Here is a 14,587-nt window from a genome sequence, read left to right as displayed (position 1 = left end):
CGGCCGGGCGGCTGATATCTGGCTATCTCTGGCTCACAGACCTGCCCGGCTGCGATGGCCCCCGTTCTGATCAGTCCTTCGATCCGCTCCGTCCGCTTCCCCAGGTCTGCCCTTGTTCGGCGGCCGCCATGGTGGCTGGGCTGTTTGGCCGCCGTTCTGCCCTGCCTGGTTGGGCTGGCGCCGGCCCGCTCCGGCAGCGTCAGCGCCGACTCGGTCTGGGACAGGGGCAATGCGCTTCAGCGGGCCCGGCAACTGGTGCCGCGGGGGGCCATACCAGGCCGGCATCGCTGTCAGGAGATGACGGTTGGTACTGGCAACTTCCGCTACCGCTGCACCGTGGAGTTCAGCCAGCCGCCAACCGAGCAGCACTCTGGTCCTCCAGCAGATCAGCCAACAGATCGGGCGCCAGGTCTCTGAGAGGGGCTCATTCCTCCCCTGCATGGGCGAGCCAGTCCTCAGTCGTTCCCCTGAGCCGCTGCGAGTGCTTCGAGGCGCAGCCAGCGCACCGCACCGCCCGCCGGCGGCAGGGGGACCAGGGCACAGACCACTTCCAGAGGCAGCTGGGCCTGCTCTGGGTGCTCGGCCAGCCAGCAGCTCAGCGCCTTGGCCAGCCGCCGCCGCTTGATCGCTCCAAGGGCGGCCACCCCCCAGCCATCGGCGCCGCAGCGGCGGCGGCCCTTCACCTCCACCACCAGCAGTCGGCCAGGCTTGGTCACCACCAGGTCCAGCTCCCCCCAGCGGCAACGCCAGCGGCTGGCGAGGAGCCGCCAGCCCCGCTGGCGCAGCAGTCGCCAGGCGCGCTGCTCAGCCCAGACCCACGGCAGGGCGCTGCGACTTCGGGCGCGTTGCGTTCTGCTCTGGAGCAAGGTTCTGGTCACTGGCTTTTCCTAGGGTTCCCTGGCTGTCTCGTCCGTGCCATGGCTGCCCCGCTGCGTTCCCTGGTCTCGGGCTTGGTGGCCTGGATGGGCTGCGGCCTGCTGGCGTTGCTGTTGTTGCTGCAGGCTGCTCCGGCCACTGCCGCGATGGACTACGCCAAACAGGTACTGATCGGCGCTGATTTCCACGACGCTGACCTTCGGGGCGTCACGTTCAATCTCACCAACCTGCGCGACGCCAATCTCTCCGGTGCCGACCTGCGCAATGCCAGCCTGTTTGGCGCCAAGCTCCAGGATGCCGACATGCATGGCGTCGACCTGCGCGAGGCCACCCTGGATTCGGCGGTGCTCGAAGGCACCGACCTGCGCGATGCCGTGCTCGAGGATGCATTTGCGTTCAACACCAAGTTTGTGAACGTGGCGATTGAGGGGGCCGATTTCACCAACGTGCCCCTGCGCGCGGATGTGCTCACCTCCCTGTGCGCCATCGCCAGCGGCACCAACCCCGTCACGGGCCGTGCCACACGCGACACCCTCGGCTGTTCCTGAACCCAGAGCCCCTGCTGCCATGAGCTTCGACGCCCACAGCCTCGAGCGCCTCCGCCAGCTGGGCCGGCAGCTGCCCCAGCCCCTGCCCGCACCAGTGCCGCCTGCCAGTGCCAGGCCCAGGGCCAGTGAGCAACGCCACCAGGTGGAGCTGGAGCGTGACCCTGAGCAGCTCTTTCGCGAGCTGATGCAGGTGAGCCCAGACGGCAACGTTCCGCCGCACCTGATGGAGCGCCTGCGCGGCCTCGAGGCGAGCCGTTCCGCCCAGCAGGCAAGTGAGCGGCGCTCTCAGGCCGGCCAGGCCGCCAGCCCAGCCAGCCAGCCCAGCCGGCGATCAGGTCCTGGCCGCAGCACTCCCCCCAGGGCGGACCCCAGCATGGCGGCGGAGCACGCCGATCTCTATACCGCCTTTCATTCCCTGCTGCTGGAAGACGAGGGAGAGGATTGAGCGTCGGCGATATGGCAACCGCCCGGCGCCGGGGACCGCACTGAGATGGCGATCATCCGTGCCCGCGGGCTTGGCAAAAGCTTCCGGGTGGCCGACAAGCAGCCTGGTCTGGGAGGAACTCTGCGCCATTTCTTTGCCCGCCGGCTGAAGGACATCCCGGCCGTACGGGATGTCAGCTTCACGATCGAGTCCGGCGAGGTGGTGGGCTTCCTGGGCGCCAATGGCGCCGGCAAGACCACCACCCTCAAGATGCTCACCGGCCTGATCGAGCCCAGTGCCGGGGAGGTGGAGGTGGCCGGTTTCAGGCCCTTTCGCCGCCAGGCGGCGTTTCTGCGCACGATCACCCTGGTGATGGGCCAGAAGCAGCAGCTGATCTGGGATCTGCCTCCGCTCGATTCCCTGCGGGTCAATGCGGCGGTCTACGGCATCGGTGATGCCGATGCGCGCCGCCGCATCGACGAACTGGCCGAGATGCTGGAGCTGGGGGAGGAGCTGCGCCGGCCGGTGCGCAAGCTTTCGCTCGGCCAGCGCATGAAGGCGGAGTTGCTGGCAGCGCTGCTGCATCGCCCCTCCGTGCTTTTTCTCGATGAACCCACCCTCGGGCTGGATGTGAATGCCCAGGTGCGGGTGCGTGAGTTCCTCGCCGACTACAACCGTCGCACCGGCGCCACGGTGCTGCTCACCAGCCACTACATGGGCGACATCACTGCGCTCTGCCAGAGGGTGCTGCTGATTCATCAGGGCCAGCTCTTCTACGACGGCAGCCTGCAGGAGCTGACCCAGCAGCTCGCTCCCTACCGGGAAGTCTGCTGCGATCTTGGGGCGGTCTACCCGCCGGAGGCCTTCCGTGGTTTCGGCGAACTCGAATCCGTAGCCGGCCATCGGGTGCGGCTGCTGGTGTCAAGGGATCAGCTCACGGGAACCATCTCCCGCTTGCTCTCGACCTTTCCGGTGCTCGATCTGGAGGTCAATGATCCGCCGGTGGAGGAGATCATCGGCCGCCTGTTCCGTGAGGGGGCGGTGGCATGAGCCGGACGCTGCGGCTGGCGAGGGTGCTGCTCTCTGTCCAGTACGCCTACATGCTCGAGTACCGAGCTGAGATCGCGCTCTGGGCCCTCTCCGGCCTTCTGCCCCTGATCATGCTGGCCCTCTGGAGCGGTGCCGATGCGGCCGCTGATCTCAGCCTCAGCCCGGCGGAGCTGACCCGCTACTTCCTGGCGGCCTTCGTTGTGCGTCAGTTCACGGTGGTGTGGGTGATCCATATCTTCGAGGAAGACGCCCTGCAGGGGCGCCTCTCCCCCTACTTGCTGCAACCGCTGCACCCCTTCTGGCGCTATCTGGCTGCCCACATCGCCGAGCAGGCCACCCGGGTGCCCTTTGTGCTGGCGATCGTGCTGGCGGTCTGGCTGTTTGGGGCGGGAGCAAGCGGCTGGCCGCCGCCCTCCACCTGGTTGCTGGGCTTGTTGGTTACCCACCTGGCCTTTCTGCTGCGCTTCCTGTTGCAGTCGGTGATCACCATGGCCTGCTTCTGGAGCGAGCGAGCGGCGGCCCTGGATCGTCTGCTGCTGATCCCATACCTGTTCCTCTCCGGGCTGGTGGCGCCGCTGGAGGCGTTTCCCCCCGGATTGCGCCGCCTGGCTGCGGCCACTCCGTTTCCTTCGATGGTCGACTTTCCGGCCCGACTGCTCTCAGGCGGTGAGGTGGATCTGCTGGGGGGACTGGCGACGTTGGCCGCCTGGATGGCCCTGCTCCTGCCTCTCTACCTGATGCTCTGGCGCGCCGGACTGCGGCGTTACGCGGCGATGGGGGCCTGATGGGCCGATACCTGCGAACCCTGCGGGAGTTCTGGTCGTCGTCGCTGGCGATCGAGCTGGAGTATCCGGCAAATGCGCTGATCGAGCTGCTCTCGGTGCTGGGCAACCTGGCTGGCAGCGTGGTGGTGCTGGCCTTGTTCTATGGACGGGGCCATGGCCTTGGCGGCTGGAGCTGGGACGAGGCCCTGGTGGTGCTGGGTATCTACACCCTGCTCGACGGCTTCACCAGCACCCTGCTCCAGCCCAATCTGGGGGCGATCGTGAACCATGTGCGCACCGGCAGCCTCGATTTCGTCTTGCTCAAGCCGATCGACAGTCAGTTCTGGCTCTCGGCCCGGAGTTTCTCCCCCTGGGGCCTGCCAGGAGTGCTGGCGGGACTGGCGCTGATCGTGCTGGCGGCGCGGCGAGCGGGGGCCACCCCATCGCTTATCACCCTGCTGGGCACCACCCTGCTGTTGCTCTGCAGCGCCCTGATCCTCTACAGCCTCTGGTTCGTGCTGGCGGCCACCAGTATCTGGTTCGTGAAGGTCTGGAATGCCACCGAGGTGTTGCGCAGCACGTTGGTGGCCGGGCGCTTTCCTGTCAGCGCCTATCCCCCTGCCCTGCGCACCCTGTTCACCCTGGTGTTGCCGGTGGCCTTCCTCACCACCGTGCCGGCTGAGGCGATTCTGGGCCGAGCCACCATCCCCTGGGTGCTGGCGAGTCTGGGCATGGCGATGGTGTCCCTGGGCCTCAGCCGTGGCTTGTGGCGCCATGCCCTGCGCTACTACACCTCGGCATCCAGTTGACTGAGGTGGCCACGCCGGCAGGATCACAATGAGACCTTGGCCGTGCTGCGGCCTCCCCTTGGCTCAGGCGGCGAAACCCGTGGTAGTTCAACGAGAAGGCCGGCTCCATGGCCATGGGGCGCGCCATCTGGAGCAGCACCGCACGTCCCGGGTGGGCTGGCTGCGCGCTGCCGTGCTCGGGGCCAATGACGGCATCGTCTCCACCGCCAGCCTGCTGGTGGGGGTAGCGGCGGCTGAGGCTGACCACGGCGCCATCATGCTCTCAGGAGCAGCGGGACTGGTGGCCGGAGCGATGTCTATGGCGGCCGGCGAATACGTCTCGGTCAGTTCCCAGGCCGATACCGAGCAGGCCGACCTGGCGCGGGAGCGTCAGGAACTCGCTGATGATGCGGCGGCGGAGCTGGCCGAGCTCACCAGCATTTATGTGCATCGGGGCCTGGAGCCAAAGCTGGCCCATGAGGTGGCGCTGCAGCTCACCAGCCACGATGCCCTCGGCGCTCATGCCCGAGATGAGCTCGGCATCACCGATGCCCTGGCGGCCCGGCCGGTGCAGGCGGCCCTCGCCTCGGCGGCTATGTTCTCGATCGGCGCGGCGCTGCCCCTGGTCACGGCTTCCCTGCTTCCCGCCTCCCGGATCGTGGTGGGGGTCTCGCTCACCTCACTGCTGTTCCTGGGAGCCCTGGGTGGGGTCTCCGCCCAGGCTGGTGGCGCAAAGCTGCGCACCGCCATCCTGCGAGTCACCGTCTGGGGGGCGCTGGCGATGGGGGCAACAGCCCTGATCGGCACCCTGCTGGGGGTCTCCCCCTGAGCGAGTCAGATCAACTGGGCAACTCAAATCAACTGAGATACTCAGACCAACGCTTACACCGATAACGTCCTGCCTGCGACCAGCCACCGGTTACCGCCATGACAGCTTCCCAACGTCGTTGGTCTCTGCTCGCTCTGGCGGGTCTGCCGTTGCTGGTGATCGGCGCCGCCGCGGCGTTCGCACCGCGATTGCCGGGCACCGTCCTGGCGGCCGTCGAGGCGCCGTCTCCGCCCGCTTCAGCCCCAGATCCGCCCGCGGCTCCAGTCATGGTGCTGCTGCCCTCGGAGCCGAACCTGCCCCTGGCGGCCGATGGTCGCCACTATCCGCTCGTACCCAGCGATCCCCAGGTCGTGGCAGAGCTGTTGGTGTCGCTCGAAGAAGCCCTGCGCTCGCCTGATACCTCGTCTGAATCGTTGCCTGCCCTGGGCCACCAGCACCAGGTGATTCTGCGGGTGCTGGCGGTGCGAGAGGGCCAGGCCCAGGAAGTGCGGCGGCGCCTTCCCCCACGCTGGCAAGCGGTGCTCGACCATCACCTGGGGGCCCGCCGGGCCTTCCTCTCCATGCGGCGTCGCGGTCCGGGGAGTGCCACCCTGCCGGCCTGGCGGATCGTGGCGCCGGAGCCGGCGGAGAATCTGCTGCGCTACTACCGCAGCGCGGCCGCGGCCACCGGCATCGACTGGGAAGTGCTGGCAGCGGTCAACCTGGTGGAAACTGGTATGGGCCGCATCGATGGGGTGTCGGTGGCTGACGCCCGCGGGCCGATGCAGTTCCTGCCCACAACCTGGGCGCAGCCCGGCGTCGGCAAGGGGAACATCCGCGACCCCCATGACGCCATCCATGCTGCCGCTCGTTACCTGGTGCGCCGAGGTGGGCTGAAAGACATTCGCAAGGGCCTCTGGGGGTATAACAACAGCGACTACTACGGCAAGGCCGTTCTCCATTACGCCGCCCTCCTGCGCGAGGATCCCGCCGCTTACACCGGCCTCTACCACTGGGAAATCCATTTCGCTTCCAACGCCGGTGATCTCTGGCTACCTGTTGGCTATTCCCAGACCAAACCGATTTCGGTGGCCCTCTATCTCCAGCGCTTCCCGTCCAGCGCCCCGCCTGCGGTCAATCGTGGTGGCTGAGTTGGCGAAGGCTGAGCAGCCAGTGACACGCTGGAATGAAGGAGCTTGTCGGTTTGATCCTCGGCCTCTACTTCGGCATCAGAGTGGGCCTAGGGATCGCATGCATGCCAATGGCAGTGGTGGTGAAACCCTCGGCGCCGAGCGCGGCCGAGTCCCTGGCGGTGTCGTTGAGCAGCCTCACCGCTCTGGTGGTGTGCTTTCTGGTGCTGGCGCTCGGGGTGGGGCAGATCAGCGCGGTGATGCCGAGTCTGGCGGGGGCATCCGCCGCCGACTCCGGCCGCCCTTGAGGATCTGCTGTAACCGTAGCCGTTGGTGCTGTGGTGGACTGACCGGATGAGCGCTCGTCTGGTGCTCGGTCCCGTGAACGTCTGCCCGCAGGTGCGGGAATGGCTTGATCTGGAAACACTGCAGCGCCTGGTGGCCCGCCATCGCCGTGGCGACTGGGGCGAGGTTGATGCCCGTGATGCCAGGGCCAACACGCTGGCGGCCTACCACCAATGCGGCCGGCTGCGCAGTGTCTACAACCTGGGGCAGGGGCTGTGCATCTGGGTGATCACCGACCATCTCGGCACCGACAGCCTGCAGACCACCGTGCTCATCCCCGCCGATGAGTGATTCGACGCTTCCCAGCGACGAGCACGCCAGGGCACTCCAGGCGGTTGCGGAGCGCTTCGATCTGGGCGGCCCGATCAGCGGGATCGAACCCCTGGGGCACGGCAACGTCAATGACACCTATCTGGTGCGGCTGGGTGACCCGCCCAGGCCCGCAGCTGTGCTGCAACGGGTGAACACCCAGGTCTTCGCCAGTCCCGAGCTGGTGATGGCCAACCTGGTGACCTTCAGCGATCATGTGGCCAGACGGCTGCGTGAGGCCCCCAGCGAGCTGGCTGGCCGACGCTGGGAGGTGCCTCGGGTGTTCCAGGCCCGCGCTGACGGCCGCCCCTGGGTGTGGGAAGGCCCCAGCTTCTGGCGGGCCCTGGGCTACGTGGAGCGGGCCCAATCGCTGGAGCGGATCGGCCACAGCGGCCATGCACATGAAATTGGATTCGGCCTGGGCATGTTTCACCGGTTGATCAGTGATCTGCCCGTTGAGAGCCTGGCCGACACCCTGGAGGGGTTCCACATCACCCCCACCTACCTGAACCAGTTTGATCAGGTGTGCGGCCAGCAGGAACCCTCCCGTGATCCTGAGATCAGCGACTGCCTGGCCTTCGTTGAGCAGCGCCGCTCCCTGGTGCCCGTGCTTGAGCAGGCCAAAGCCGCTGGAATCCTGCGCCAGCGCCCGATCCACGGCGATCCGAAGATCAACAACGTCATGCTCGATCTGGAGGGCGACCAGGCTGTTGCTCTCGTCGATCTCGACACCGTCAAACCCGGGCTGGTGCACTACGACATCGGCGACTGCCTGCGCTCAGCCTGCAATCCCCTGGGAGAGGAAACCGCTGACTGGAGGGCGGTCCACTTCGATGTGAGCCTCTGCGAGGCACTGCTTGGGGGCTATGGCAGCGTGGCCAGCTCCTTTCTCACTTCCGCTGACTATGACCACATCGTTTTGGCGATTCGATTGATCAGTTTTGAGCTGGGCTTGCGCTTTCTCACGGATCATCTTGGCGGGGATGTCTACTTCAAGACCCGCTACAGAGGTCACAACCTGCTGCGGGCACGGGTTCAGTTCCAGCTCACCGAGAGCATCGAGCAGCAGCAGACTGCGATCGAGGCCGTCGTGGCCGCGATCCGATGAAGACAGCCTGCCCTGAGCACCCTGAGGCGGCCTGGCAGTCGTTTGTCATGCATCCCTTCCAGCCCGAAGGTGTACCAGCAGGCCCGATTGTCTCCGGCCCTGCCGGTCCCGGCACTGGCCTGGAGCTGACGGGGCAGATACGGCGGCGGGGGTGGACGCTTGAGCTGGCCATGCGCCTGGTCGGTGATCTCGCGTCGGTGGTGCTGGCTGCGCCCTCATCACGGCCCGAGCGCCGGGATGATCTCTGGCGCAGCACCTGTTTCGAGCTGTTCATCGCGGCGGCAGGTGAGCCGGTGTACCGGGAAGTGAACCTTTCGCCCAGTGGCCACTGGAACGTCTACCGCTTCAGCAGCTACCGCCAGGGGATGGAGAACGAGCGCTCCCTGCAGGCGTTGCCCTTCGAATTCAAGCCAGTGCCCGGGTCGATCGAGCTGGCTCTGGCCTGGCCGCTACCAGACGACCTTCGCGCCGCAAAAGCATGCCTTGAGGTCGGAGTGTGTGCGGTGATCGAACAACGCCATGGGCAACTGAGCTACTGGGCCCTTACCCATCCCGGCGTTGAGGCCGACTTCCACAGGCGTGATGGCCTGCTGCTGCGCTTCTGATCAGCGTCCCTCGCCTGGGGCGCCGCCGGAGCGGCTGATGGGTGGAAGGGCCCAGAGTGAACCACCACCCCAGGCCCCTGCCCGAAGGCATCGTCATCGTGACATGCCGATCCTTGACCATCTTTGCACTTGGATTCATCATCAAATCCCGAACCAATTTTTTATCCGGATTCCAACAACAGGACAGTCGTCAGTTGTACTCGCCTGGCATGTCCTGCTTGGTGATCGTCACCCTGCCGATGCGCTTGCCTGAGGCCCGCAGCAGTTCGTCTCCGGAGACATCGAAGCCGAGGGAGGCGGCGATCCTGGCCACGTCATCGGCCGTGGAGGCACCCAGCACCTGGCGCCTGAGTTCGCCATCGTCCTGAACCCTGGCGAGGAAGGCCCTGAGCTGCTCCTGGGACATGGCGGGCGGGCCGAGCGCGATGGCTCTCCAGCATGGCTCCCCCTGGGGAGCGACGACGAAGGCGCCTGTTCACTCTGGCCTGGGGCTGCCTGAACTGAGCACCTCACGGATCAGATCAGACCCCACTTCGTTGTGGATCTGCACCTTGCCGATCTCGCTGGGCAGCACAAAGCGCACCTGGCCGCTTTTCACTTTCTTGTCGCTCAAGAGGGTGCGCAGCACGGCTTCCGGTTCAAGGGGTGGCAGCTGTAAGGGGAGGCCGGCCTTGGCGATCAGGGCACACTGCCGCTGCTGATCGGCTGGGCTCCAGAGGCCCATGGCCACCGCAAGCTCGCCGGCCGCCACCATCCCCAGCGCCACTGCTTCGCCATGGAGGTAGGTGCCGTAACCGCAGAGGGTCTCCACCACATGGCCAAGGGTGTGGCCGTAGTTGAGGATGGCGCGCAGGCCACCTTCGCGCTCATCGGCGGCGACCACGCGAGCCTTGGCTGCGGCGGATCGCTCCAGCAGCCAGGGCAGCAGGGTGTCGCCCACCGCCTTGAGGCTGGAGAGGTCTTCGGCGGCTTCGAGCTCGCTGAACAGCTGGGGATCACCGATCACGCCGTACTTGATCACCTCAGCCATGCCCGCGCGGAATTCCCGCTCCGGCAGTGTGGCCAGGGTGCTCGGATCGATCAGCACCAGCAGCGGCTGGTGGAAGGACCCGATCAGGTTCTTGCCTCCGGGGTGGTTAACACCGGTCTTGCCGCCGATCGAGGCATCCACCATCGCCAGCAGGGTGGTGGGGACCTGCACCACCGCGATGCCGCGCAGCCAGGTGGCGGCGGCAAATCCCGCCATGTCGCCGATCACCCCGCCGCCGAGGGCCACGATCAGGGAGCTCCGCTCCAGCCGCCGGGCCTGGGCCGCGTCATGAATAAGAGCCACGCTGGCTGGTGTCTTCTGATCTTCCCCCGCGTCCAGCACCAGCAGGCTGGGATCCAGTTCCGCCTGGCGCAGGCTCTCGAGCGCCCTGCGGCCGTAGAAGCCCTCCACCACCGGGTTGGTCACCACCAGCACCTTTGTGGCCGCCGCAATTCCCCTCGAGCGGATCTGGGAGCCGAGCTGATCGAGACTGCCCTCGCCGATAAACACGGGGTAGGGCTGGCTGCTGAGGGCCACCTCGATCGTCTGGATGGGGTTGACAGCGCCGGCTGCTCCGGCAGTTGCCGGTGGGCCGGCGGCCCCGGTGGAATCGATCGAAAGCGCGGGGATCATCACCGGGCCGGCGCGAAAAACTCATTCGCCAGGCTAGGTCTGGGCTCCCCAGCCCTGGATCACCGCCAGCACCGCCTCGCCGTAGCGCTCCAGCTTGGCCGCGCCGATGCCACTCACCTGTGCCAGGTCGTTCAGCTGGGCCGGACGCCGCGCCGCCAGCTCCACCAGGGTGCGGTCGTGGAACACCACATAGGGGGGAACCCCCTGCTCCCGGGCCTGTTCCCGGCGCCACTTCTTGAGGGCCGCCACCAGCTCCGGTTCGGCCTCCGCTTCAGCGCCGGCAGCAGCCGCAATGGCCGGCCTGCGCTCCTGGCTCGCCGGCGTGGCGGGCAGCTCCAGGGTCAGCTCTCCCCGCAGCAGCGCCCGCACTCGGGCCTCCTCCCCCCAGCGCAGCCCGCCGCGGCCATCGGGAACCGGCTCCAGCCATCCCTGGCTGGTGAGCTGCCGCAGCAGGGTGCGCCACTGCTCGCGGGCCAGCTCCTTGCCGATGCCGTACACACTCAGATCCTGGTGGCCCAGGGAGCGCACCCGGGCGGTGTCGGCGCCCAGCAGAACGTCGGTGAGATGGGCGGCCCCGAAGCGCTGGCCGGTGCGGAACACCGCCGAGAGCGCCTTCTGGGCGGCCACGGTACGGTCCTCCAACACCTGGGGCTCGAGGCAGCGGTCGCAGTTGCCGCAGGGCTCGGCCAGCGTTTCGCCCAGATGGGCCAGCAGCACCTGGCGGCGGCAGCCCGGCGTTTCGGTGAAGCCCAGCAGGGCATCGAGCTTGCCGTGCTCGATCCGCTTCTGGGCGGCCTCGGCGTCGGAGTCCTCGATGAAGCGCCGCAGCTGGGTTACATCCCCTGGCCCGTGCACCATCCAGGCTGTGGCCGGCAGGCCGTCGCGCCCTCCCCGGCCGGTTTCCTGGTAGTAGGCCTCCAGGCTCTTGGGCAGATCCAGATGGGCGACGAAGCGCACATCGGGTTTGTCGATGCCCATGCCGAATGCGATCGTGGCCACCACCACGACGCCACTGTCGTTGCGGAAGCGGCTGAGGGCACTGGAACGCTGGCCGGCATCCATTCCGGCGTGGTACGCCACCGCATCGTGGCCGGAGGCCTGAAGCAGGGCAGCGAAGCGGTCGACGCGACTGCGGGAGCGGGCGTAGACAATGCCTGCCTCGCCCCGGAACTCCTCCAGGAAGGCCAGCAGCTGCTCCTTTGCCTCCAGCTTCGGCCTCAGCAGATAGCGGATGTTGGGCCGATCGAAGCTGGCCAGGAACACCCGTCCTTGCTCGAGGGCCAGGCGCTCGATGATCTCGCTGCGGGTACGGGGGTCTGCGGTGGCGGTGAGGGCCAGCCGGGGAACCTGCGGGAGGCGCAGGGCCAGGGCCTCCAGCTGCAGATACTCGGGGCGGAAGTCGTGGCCCCACTGGGAGACGCAGTGGGCCTCATCAATGGCGAACAGGGCCAGGGGCCTCTCCTGCAGCCGCTCCAGCAGACCTCCGTTCAGCAGCCGCTCCGGTGAGACGTAGAGCAGATCCAGCTCGTCGCGCAGAAGGCTGCGCCAGAGGGCGCTGGACGCTTCAGCCGCCAGGCCGGAGTGCAGGGCTGCCGCCCGCACCCCGGCCTGGCGCATGGACTGGACCTGGTCGTCCATCAGAGCGATCAGGGGCGATACCACCACCGCCAGTCCCTCTCGGCAGAGGGCCGGCACCTGATAGCAGAGCGATTTGCCGCCACCGGTGGGCATCAGTACCAGACCGGAGCCGCCGGCGATCACGTGCTGCACGATCGCCTCCTGGGGACCACGGAAGTGGTCGTAGCCGAAGACCTCCCGCAGCACCCGCAGCGGATCGCTGCCGCTGAAGCTGCTCTGCACGACCGTGAAACTCGTCATAGTGAGTCCCACAATGGCCCCATGGATGGTTTCCCCGCTGCCTCGCCTTCTTCCCGCCGCCAGGGCACGAGGATGGGCCGCAGCGCCACTGCCTGGGGCTTTCTGGCTCCGGCGCTGCTGCTGCTGAGTGTTTCTGTGCTGATCCCGGCCGCGATGGCCCTGGTGATCAGTTTCACCGCCACCGGCCTGGATGTGAGCGAACCGCTGCGCTTCGTCGGTCTGGCCAACATCCGGCGGCTGCTGGCCGACCCGGTCTTCCTGCAGGTGCTGGGTACCACCTTCCTCTATCTGGTTGGGGTGGTGCCACCGATCGTGCTGGGCTCCCTCACCCTGGCCGTGCTGGTGAATCGCCAGCTTCCCGGCATCCATCTCTTCCGAGCCGCCTTCTACACGCCGGTGCTGGTGTCGATCGTTGTGGCGGCCATCGCCTTCCGCTGGCTCTATGCCGAGAACGGCCTGGTCAACGGTTGGCTGGCCGCCTGGCTGGGGGACGCCTTCACGCCGATCGGCTTTCTCACCACCCCCTGGCTGGCGCTGCCTGCCGTGATGCTGGTGACCCTCTGGAAGGGCCTGGGGTATTACATGGTGATCTTTCTATCGGGCCTGCAGGGCATCTCCCCGGAGCTCTACGAAGCCGCTGCCCTTGATGGCAGCGAGGGCTGGCGTCGTCATCTCGACATCACCCTGCCGCTGCTGAGGCCCTACCTCACTCTGGTGGGGGTGATCTCAGCCATCGCCGCCACCAAGGTGTTCGAGGAGGTGTATCTGATGACCCAGGGGGGGCCGGCCGATTCCACCCGCACGATCGTCTATTACGTCTACGACCAGGCCTTCTCCGAGCTGGACATCAGCTATGCCTGCACGGTGGGTCTGGCCCTGTTCCTGATCGTGATGATCTTCAGCCTGCTGCGCTTCCTGGTCGTGGGCGAGAAAGGCTTCAGCTGAGGGAGTCCAGGCTGATGGTCAGGGGAGTGGCAAGCTGCTGAATTGGCGCGCGGCCCGGTGCCGTGTGGTCCGTGAGGTCAGCGATGGGCGGCAGTATCGGCGTGGTGGGGGGCGGCCAACTGGCCTGGATGCTGGCGGCGGCGGCACGGGAGCAGGGCGTTGAGCTCCATGTGCAGACCCCGGAACTCTCCGATCCGGCCGCACGGCTGGCCACCAGCGTGGTGCGGGCAGCCCTGGGCGATGTGACGGCCACCCGCAGCCTGGCCCAGAGGACATCGGCGATCAGTTTCGAAAATGAATGGCTCGATCTCGACTCCCTCGCCCCGCTCGAGCAGGAGGGCGTGGTGTTCATTCCCCGGCTCGATTCCCTGGCGGATCTGGTCTGCAAGCGCCGCCAGCGCCAGCTGCTGGAGCGGCTGCGCCTGCCCTCGCCGCGCTGGTTCCCGCTGGAGCAGACGCTCACTCCCCCTGCCCCGGCCCCAACCGAGCAGGAGGATCCTGCTCTGGCCGGGGCCAGTGACGGAGCCTGCGAAGCGGCGGAGCCGGCTCTGCCCCTGTCGCCCCGGCTCCCAGCCGGGTTCGACTTCCCGTTGATGGCCAAGGCGGTGCGGGGGGGCTACGACGGGCGCGGCACCCGGGTGATCCGCAGTCAGGCGGAGCTGGAGGCCCTGATTGAGGCGGTGGATCCCAGCCTGTGGCTACTGGAGGAGTTCGTGACTTTCGAGCAGGAGTTGGCGCTGGTGGCCTGCCGCGATCATTTCGGCGCAGTTCAGTGCTACCCCCTGGTGGAGACGCACCAGCACGATCAGGTCTGCGACTGGGTGCTCGCCCCCGCTGCCGCCAGCCAGGCGGTGGAGGCCCGCGCCCGCAATGTGGCGGTCTCACTGCTGGCCGCCCTCGACTACGTGGGAGTGCTCTCGATCGAATTCTTCTACGGACCCTCGGGGCTGCTGATCAATGAGCTGGCGCCGAGGACCCACAACTCCGGGCACTACACCATCGAAGCTTGTCGTACCAGCCAGTTCGCCCAGCAGGTGCGCATTGTCTCGGGAGAGCCCCTGGGGGACACCTCCACGACCCTGCGCGGCGCGTTGATGGTGAACCTGCTTGGTTTCGAGACCTCCACCGCGGCCTACGCCAGGCAACGCCAGGCCCTGGAGGCACTTGCCGATGTCCATTTGCACTGGTACGGCAAACGTCTTGCCCGGCCCGGGCGCAAGCTGGGTCACCTCACCGTGGAGCTCAAGGCCTCAGGTGCGGCCGAGCGGGTCAGGGAGGCGTCCCTGCGTTTGGCTGAGGTAAGGGCGATCTGGCCACTCCCAGCGGCTCGTACCCCTTAGAGTTTC

At 67.2% G+C, this 14,587-nt stretch carries 17 protein-coding genes; 13 read left to right on the top strand and 4 right to left on the bottom strand.

All coding sequences use genetic code 11. The features are described from left to right. Nucleotides 1–455 precede the first annotated feature (455 nt). On the bottom strand, nt 456–878 hold the full coding sequence (locus KBY93_RS03360; RefSeq protein ID WP_399222465.1) for a YraN family protein: 423 nt from the start codon (nt 876–878) through the stop codon (nt 456–458). 39 nt (nt 879–917) lie between these two features. Between KBY93_RS03360 and KBY93_RS03355 the strand changes: the two genes are divergently transcribed. From KBY93_RS03355 to KBY93_RS03305, 11 genes are all read left to right on the top strand, one after another. Beyond that, nucleotides 918–1,424, top strand: a complete 507-nt coding sequence (locus KBY93_RS03355) for a pentapeptide repeat-containing protein (protein WP_399222462.1) — start codon at nt 918–920, stop codon at nt 1,422–1,424. Between the two features lie 19 nt (nt 1,425–1,443). After that, nucleotides 1,444–1,869 carry a hypothetical protein gene (locus tag KBY93_RS03350; protein WP_255092829.1) on the top strand — a complete coding sequence of 142 codons (426 nt, stop codon included), beginning with the start codon at nt 1,444–1,446 and terminating at the stop codon, nt 1,867–1,869. A gap of 51 nt (nt 1,870–1,920) precedes the next feature. Further along, nucleotides 1,921–2,898, top strand: a complete 978-nt coding sequence (locus KBY93_RS03345; protein WP_399222500.1) for an ATP-binding cassette domain-containing protein — start codon at nt 1,921–1,923, stop codon at nt 2,896–2,898. Further along, entirely contained in the window at nt 2,895–3,683 is a 789-nt protein-coding gene (locus tag KBY93_RS03340) for an ABC-2 family transporter protein (RefSeq protein WP_255092827.1), read from the top strand. Before KBY93_RS03345 ends, KBY93_RS03340 begins: the two co-directional genes overlap by 4 nt. Next, nucleotides 3,683–4,471: an ABC transporter permease gene (locus tag KBY93_RS03335; RefSeq protein ID WP_255092826.1), complete on the top strand. Its 789-nt coding sequence runs from the start codon at nt 3,683–3,685 to the stop codon at nt 4,469–4,471. Before KBY93_RS03340 ends, KBY93_RS03335 begins: the two co-directional genes overlap by 1 nt. 79 nt (nt 4,472–4,550) lie before the next feature. Beyond that, nucleotides 4,551–5,279 carry a VIT family protein gene (locus KBY93_RS03330; RefSeq protein ID WP_255092825.1) on the top strand — a complete coding sequence of 243 codons (729 nt, stop codon included), beginning with the start codon at nt 4,551–4,553 and terminating at the stop codon, nt 5,277–5,279. 98 nt (nt 5,280–5,377) lie between these two features. Continuing rightward, the gene (locus KBY93_RS03325; RefSeq protein WP_399222459.1) at nt 5,378–6,409 is read left to right on the top strand and encodes a transglycosylase SLT domain-containing protein; all 1,032 of its coding nucleotides are present in this window, start codon (nt 5,378–5,380) and stop codon (nt 6,407–6,409) included. A gap of 119 nt (nt 6,410–6,528) precedes the next feature. Beyond that, nucleotides 6,529–6,696 (top strand): hypothetical protein, encoded by a 168-nt coding sequence (locus KBY93_RS03320; protein ID WP_255092824.1) that lies wholly within the window; start codon nt 6,529–6,531, stop codon nt 6,694–6,696. A 46-nt stretch (nt 6,697–6,742) separates the two neighbouring features. Then, nucleotides 6,743–7,024, top strand: a complete 282-nt coding sequence (locus KBY93_RS03315) for a hypothetical protein (protein ID WP_255092823.1) — start codon at nt 6,743–6,745, stop codon at nt 7,022–7,024. Further along, a complete protein-coding gene (locus KBY93_RS03310) occupies nt 7,017–8,150 on the top strand; it encodes a phosphotransferase enzyme family protein (protein WP_255092822.1) in 1,134 nt (377 codons plus the stop codon). The genes KBY93_RS03315 and KBY93_RS03310 overlap by 8 nt, the downstream gene beginning before the upstream one ends. Further along, on the top strand, nt 8,147–8,755 hold the full coding sequence (locus tag KBY93_RS03305; protein WP_255092821.1) for a DOMON-like domain-containing protein: 609 nt from the start codon (nt 8,147–8,149) through the stop codon (nt 8,753–8,755). Before KBY93_RS03310 ends, KBY93_RS03305 begins: the two co-directional genes overlap by 4 nt. A 190-nt stretch (nt 8,756–8,945) precedes the next feature. Here the strand turns inward: KBY93_RS03305 and KBY93_RS03300 are convergent, their stop codons facing one another. From KBY93_RS03300 to recQ, 3 genes are all read right to left on the bottom strand, one after another. Next, complete coding sequence (locus KBY93_RS03300) at nt 8,946–9,161, bottom strand: Nif11-like leader peptide family natural product precursor (RefSeq protein WP_255092820.1); 216 nt, start codon at nt 9,159–9,161, stop codon at nt 8,946–8,948. 69 nt (nt 9,162–9,230) lie between these two features. Next, nucleotides 9,231–10,418 (bottom strand): 3-dehydroquinate synthase, encoded by a 1,188-nt coding sequence (gene aroB / locus KBY93_RS03295; RefSeq protein ID WP_255092819.1) that lies wholly within the window; start codon nt 10,416–10,418, stop codon nt 9,231–9,233. Between the two features lie 33 nt (nt 10,419–10,451). After that, nucleotides 10,452–12,278 (bottom strand): DNA helicase RecQ, encoded by a 1,827-nt coding sequence (recQ, locus tag KBY93_RS03290; RefSeq protein ID WP_255092818.1) that lies wholly within the window; start codon nt 12,276–12,278, stop codon nt 10,452–10,454. 90 nt (nt 12,279–12,368) lie between these two features. Between recQ and KBY93_RS03285 the strand changes: the two genes are divergently transcribed. Together KBY93_RS03285 and KBY93_RS03280 are read left to right on the top strand one after the other, a co-directional pair. After that, nucleotides 12,369–13,241 carry a carbohydrate ABC transporter permease gene (locus KBY93_RS03285; protein ID WP_255092909.1) on the top strand — a complete coding sequence of 291 codons (873 nt, stop codon included), beginning with the start codon at nt 12,369–12,371 and terminating at the stop codon, nt 13,239–13,241. Between the two features lie 83 nt (nt 13,242–13,324). Beyond that, nucleotides 13,325–14,581 (top strand): 5-(carboxyamino)imidazole ribonucleotide synthase, encoded by a 1,257-nt coding sequence (locus tag KBY93_RS03280; RefSeq protein WP_255092817.1) that lies wholly within the window; start codon nt 13,325–13,327, stop codon nt 14,579–14,581. The last annotated feature ends 6 nt before the right edge of the window (nt 14,582–14,587 follow it).

The organism is Synechococcus sp. J7-Johnson (assembly GCF_024345795.1).
Taxonomy (GTDB): Bacteria; Cyanobacteriota; Cyanobacteriia; order PCC-6307; family Cyanobiaceae; genus Regnicoccus_A.
This window is presented reverse-complemented; position numbering and strand designations above follow the sequence as displayed.

What these genes read in the sequence shown, in the direction of transcription:
- KBY93_RS03335 (WP_255092826.1), top strand. Translation starts at nt 3,683, where the DNA reads ATGGGCCGATACCTGCGAACCCTGCGGGAGTTCTGGTCGTCGTCGCTG.
- KBY93_RS03350 (WP_255092829.1), top strand. Translation starts at nt 1,444, where the DNA reads ATGAGCTTCGACGCCCACAGCCTCGAGCGCCTCCGCCAGCTGGGCCGG.
- KBY93_RS03340 (WP_255092827.1), top strand. Translation starts at nt 2,895, where the DNA reads ATGAGCCGGACGCTGCGGCTGGCGAGGGTGCTGCTCTCTGTCCAGTAC.
- KBY93_RS03315 (WP_255092823.1), top strand. Translation starts at nt 6,743, where the DNA reads ATGAGCGCTCGTCTGGTGCTCGGTCCCGTGAACGTCTGCCCGCAGGTG.
- KBY93_RS03285 (WP_255092909.1), top strand. Translation starts at nt 12,369, where the DNA reads ATGGGCCGCAGCGCCACTGCCTGGGGCTTTCTGGCTCCGGCGCTGCTG.
- KBY93_RS03355 (WP_399222462.1), top strand. Translation starts at nt 918, where the DNA reads ATGGCTGCCCCGCTGCGTTCCCTGGTCTCGGGCTTGGTGGCCTGGATG.
- aroB (WP_255092819.1), bottom strand. Translation starts at nt 10,418, where the DNA reads ATGATCCCCGCGCTTTCGATCGATTCCACCGGGGCCGCCGGCCCACCG.
- KBY93_RS03310 (WP_255092822.1), top strand. Translation starts at nt 7,017, where the DNA reads ATGAGTGATTCGACGCTTCCCAGCGACGAGCACGCCAGGGCACTCCAG.
- KBY93_RS03280 (WP_255092817.1), top strand. Translation starts at nt 13,325, where the DNA reads ATGGGCGGCAGTATCGGCGTGGTGGGGGGCGGCCAACTGGCCTGGATG.
- KBY93_RS03300 (WP_255092820.1), bottom strand. Translation starts at nt 9,161, where the DNA reads ATGTCCCAGGAGCAGCTCAGGGCCTTCCTCGCCAGGGTTCAGGACGAT.
- KBY93_RS03305 (WP_255092821.1), top strand. Translation starts at nt 8,147, where the DNA reads ATGAAGACAGCCTGCCCTGAGCACCCTGAGGCGGCCTGGCAGTCGTTT.
- KBY93_RS03325 (WP_399222459.1), top strand. Translation starts at nt 5,378, where the DNA reads ATGACAGCTTCCCAACGTCGTTGGTCTCTGCTCGCTCTGGCGGGTCTG.